Genomic DNA, 4,249 nt, shown 5'->3' with positions numbered 1-4,249 from the left:
TATTAGATATTTACCATAGATATTGTTTACAGTATTGTAAATAACTATTGTTGACAGACTCCATACTGTCCTCCAATTACCCGACTTAAGCGGCGCGTTTTTTCTGCCTTAATTGATAGACATAGGCTAATATTTCTGCGACGGCACGATAAAGTTCTAACGGCACTTCTGTCCCGATTTCTACTGTTTCAAATAATGTTTCGGCTAAAGGTTTATTTTCAACAATAGCGACTTCATAACCTCGTGCTATTTCAACAATTTTTTCAGCAATTAAATCTCTTCCTTTTGCCACGACCGTTGGTGCACGCATAAAGGCAGAATCATATTTAATGGCAATGGCTAAATGGATAGGATTAGTAATAATTACATCTGCTTTGGGGACTTCAGCCATCATTCTTCGTGTTGCCATTTGTCTCATTCTTTCTCTAACTCTGGCACGCATTAACGGGTCACCCTCTAATTGCTTCCATTCATCTCTTAATTCATGTTTTGACATCATTAAATTCTGTCTGAATTCGTGGCGCTGATGAAGATAATCGAATAAACTCATCAGTAATAAAAATATGGCTACCCAGAGAACAATTTTATACGCTAAATTAGCAATCAAAAAGAATCCTTCGACTACATCTGCTTCTGGTAATAAAAGTATATCATTATAACTGTTTTTAATAACTTGATATGTAAATATAGTAATTACGGCTAATTTAAAGAATGTTTTTCCATATTCGATTAATGCCATTTTAGATGGAATAAATCGGCTAAAGACACGGCTAAAATTTGGTTTTAATCTTATAAAATCAGGCATTAACGCTATGGGTGAAAAATAGACTCCAGCCTGCATTATTTCAAAAACTAATCCAGTAACTAATGCGAGGAGCAGAAACGGAATGGCTATTTTGAAAAAAGTAGTAATATTAAAATTAAGTAATTGTGTAAAATTACTAAAACTAATTGGAGCTGTATGGAGTTGAGAAAAAGACATATGCATAAATTTAAGTAGTTGAATAAACATAAAATAACCAATAAGCGGGAAAACCAGGATGGTAACTAAGGCTATTCCTGCAGAAGTGAGTTCACGACTTTTGGCAACCTGTCCTCTAAGTCGGGCACGCTGGATTTTCCGCTGAGTTGGTTCTTCAGTTCTGCCTTCATCTTCAGCCGTGGCAAATAATTGTAAGTCAAAATCCTTTTCTTGAACTTCGAAAAACAAATTGATAAGAAAAAACCTATTTTTTTGTTTATTTAACATTGTTTTCCCCTGAAAATAGCGAATTACTGAATTAGAGATTAGTGAATTAGTATAGTATCCACAGACTCGTATCCTCTGGTGTAGAACAGATATTCCCCCTTAATAAAGGGGGGTAGGGGGTTGTTCTTCCATTATTGTAACTATTCACCATTCACAATTCACCATTCACAATTCACAATTTCTTCCCTAAATTTCCTTAATAATGGTGAATGGTGAATTGTCAATTGTGAATTGTGAATTATCACTCTTCACGGTGTCAAGCAAACCTGGCCCAAGAGTTCGATGCACCGCTATAGCGCATCCAATGACTCTATTCGATAATTCATCAAATTTCACTTCGTGCTCTCCGTACCCTTCGTGGTGAATAGTTACCCATTATTTTCATCCCCCTTTGTGAGCCGCAGGCTCATGAGCGTTTCCCCAAATTTATTAAAAGGTTATCAATATCCGCGAATAATTGCTCAAATAAATTAACGGCGACGGTAGATAATAACGGAAATAGAAAGATTAAACTTAATATTCCTACCACAATGGTAACCGCCCAACCTAAAACCATAATATTCATCATTGGGGATGCTTTAGACAACAATCCCATTGCCAGAGTAGCCAAAAATACCACCCCCATAACCGGCATACTAATCTTCACTGCGGTTAAAAACATACCGGCAAAGGTGGTGATAATCGTTTTTACAATCATACTACAATCATCTAATTTCAATACGGGCACTATCTCGTAACTTTTGCAAATGGTAATGAGCATCATCAAGTGTCCACCAAAGCATAAAAAAATCAATAGTGCAAATAATCCTATAATCTGGCCGATAATAGGTTGTTCTATTTGTGATAATGGGTCAATCGTATTGACAATACCAAATCCCATTGGCACACTATATAGCTCGCCGGATATTTGGAATGCAGAAATGACCAATGTCGCCATAAACCCAATAATTAAACCAACGGCAACTTCACTGAAAACCAACAAACTATATGTCAATAAATCATTTGGGACAAGGTTAATATGGTTTCTGACTATTCCAAACATAGTCAAAGAGATAAACAGGGCTAAGCCCGCTTTTATCCGTGGCAGGATATTCACACTACCCCAAAAAGGTGCCATTACAAATATCCCGGAAATTCGGGCTAAGACTAAAAAAAACTTTTGAAACTCAGTCACAAATAATTCCATATTTTACCTTCAAGGTATTAGAGTAATGGATTTATACTGGATAATGTTATTAACTATGCATTCATTCATAATTCATAATTCACAATTTTTTCCCTATCGTCCGTATGCTGAATTGATAAATGGTGAATGGTGAATTGTCAAGTATTAAAATCCTTTCTCGGCTATAGACTGACTATTAAAAATCTTAAATTATGCCGTTGCTGAATATAAAATCAACAGTTCATTATTCATCCCACCAAATCAGGAATCATCATTATTAATCGCGTGGTGTATTCAACTAAAGTTTTTAACATCCACAATCCAAAGATAGAAATCGTCAAAAGTGTAGCAATTATCTTTGGGACAAAGGTCAATGTCATTTCCTGAATAGCGGTGGCGGTTTGGAATATGCTCACGATTAATCCTACAATTAGACTTACCCCTAACATTGGCGCCGAAATTAATAACATATAGAATAGCGCCTCTTGAACTAATTTAATCACCATTTCCTCGCTCATTATTTCACCTCAACTCTAATGAAAACTTAATACCAGTGACCTGACCAAAAGATTCCAGCCATCGACCATTACAAATAAAAGTATTTTAAAGGGCAGAGAAATCATCACTGGTGGTAACATAATCATTCCCATAGACATTAAGACACTGGCAACAATCATATCAATGACTAAAAATGGGATAAAAAGGGCAATTCCCATTTGAAAGGCATAGGTTAATTCACTCGTCATAAATGCTGGTATCAAAACATAGGTTGGCACATCTTTCTGCGTTTTAGGTCTTGGTAATTTACTCATTCCTAAAAATAAATCTATATCCCTGTCACGGGTTTGTTTAAACATAAATTCACGAAAGGGAATACTGCCCTTTTCTATTGCCTGGGTAGGGGTCATTTTCCCGGATAAATATGGCTGAAGGGCAGTATTATTTACTTTAGTCAATGTCGGTGCCATAATAAAAAAGGTTAGAAATAGAGCTAATCCGGTAATTACTTGTTGTGGAGGTGCCTGTTGTGTGGCTAAAGCCTGTTTGACGAAAGAAAGGACTATCACTACTCGAATAAACGAGGTCATCATCATTATGATACTTGGCACTAAGGTTAAAATTGTTAAAAGAAAGAGTATCTGAAGGGCTAAAGCGACATCTGTGGGTTTTCTTGCCTCTTCAATCCCTATATTTATTTTAGGAATAGGCAGAGGAAGATTTTGGGCAAAAACATTGTCCGCACATAGTCCAATTATTGAGACTATAAATATCCCTGACAATATCCTCCCGGTTTTATTCATTTTTTTATCCCTCCCATTTTTTAGGTTATCGGTTATCGGTGAAGAGACAACATCAATTGCTTGTTACACCTTCACCGATTCCTGATTACCTATCATATTTTCTCATTATTCTCCGCCTCTAAATATTGTTCTATTATTTCCCTTTGTGTTTCTGCAGATTGTGAGAAAAAATGATGTAATGATGCCCCGATAATTACGCGTTTATCAATACCAGTTTTTCTTGCAAAATTAGTAACCTTTTCAATTAGTCCTTCGATTAATGTTGTTGCAAATGGTTTTTTACGCATATCCCTGAATTCCTTTATGGGAAATTATACTATAAAATTATAACTTTGTCAAGAAAAATCTTTTCTTGTCTAAAAAAATCTTTGCAAAATCGAACGAAGGGGCTAGTGCTCTGTCGCTACTCAAGTGATTGATTGGCCGTTGTCCCCCGCTGGCGGGGGTCTAATCCTTACCCACAAGTTGGGTAACAAGATGAGGTAAACAAGGATAAACTATAAACGGGAGATTAGAGATTGCAGGAGAGCGGAG

Annotated in this window: 5 protein-coding genes; all 5 read right to left on the bottom strand. The window is 36.2% G+C overall.

The window, feature by feature from the left end:
* Window positions 1-85 precede the first annotated feature (85 nt).
* The 5 genes from flhB to AB1422_17320 all read right to left on the bottom strand — a co-directional run bounded on the left by flhB (window position 86) and on the right by AB1422_17320 (window position 4,002).
* The gene (gene flhB, locus AB1422_17340; GenBank protein ID MEW6621068.1) at window positions 86-1,249 is read right to left on the bottom strand and encodes a flagellar biosynthesis protein FlhB; all 1,164 of its coding nucleotides are present in this window, start codon (window positions 1,247-1,249) and stop codon (window positions 86-88) included.
* A gap of 406 nt (window positions 1,250-1,655) precedes the next feature.
* On the bottom strand, window positions 1,656-2,435 hold the full coding sequence (gene fliR / locus AB1422_17335; GenBank protein ID MEW6621067.1) for a flagellar biosynthetic protein FliR: 780 nt from the start codon (window positions 2,433-2,435) through the stop codon (window positions 1,656-1,658).
* 227 nt (window positions 2,436-2,662) lie between these two features.
* A complete protein-coding gene (gene fliQ, locus AB1422_17330; protein MEW6621066.1) occupies window positions 2,663-2,932 on the bottom strand; it encodes a flagellar biosynthesis protein FliQ in 270 nt (89 codons plus the stop codon).
* Between the two features lie 15 nt (window positions 2,933-2,947).
* The gene (gene fliP, locus AB1422_17325) at window positions 2,948-3,715 is read right to left on the bottom strand and encodes a flagellar type III secretion system pore protein FliP (protein ID MEW6621065.1); all 768 of its coding nucleotides are present in this window, start codon (window positions 3,713-3,715) and stop codon (window positions 2,948-2,950) included.
* Window positions 3,716-3,807: 92 nt separating this feature from the next.
* On the bottom strand, window positions 3,808-4,002 hold the full coding sequence (locus AB1422_17320; protein MEW6621064.1) for a hypothetical protein: 195 nt from the start codon (window positions 4,000-4,002) through the stop codon (window positions 3,808-3,810).
* Between the last annotated feature and the right edge of the window lie 247 nt (window positions 4,003-4,249).

The organism is bacterium, assembly GCA_040757115.1.
Taxonomy (GTDB): domain Bacteria; phylum UBA9089; class CG2-30-40-21; order CG2-30-40-21; family SBAY01; genus JBFLXS01.
The sequence above is the reverse complement of the archived record's forward strand: the minus strand, read 5'-3'. Positions and strand labels throughout refer to the sequence as shown.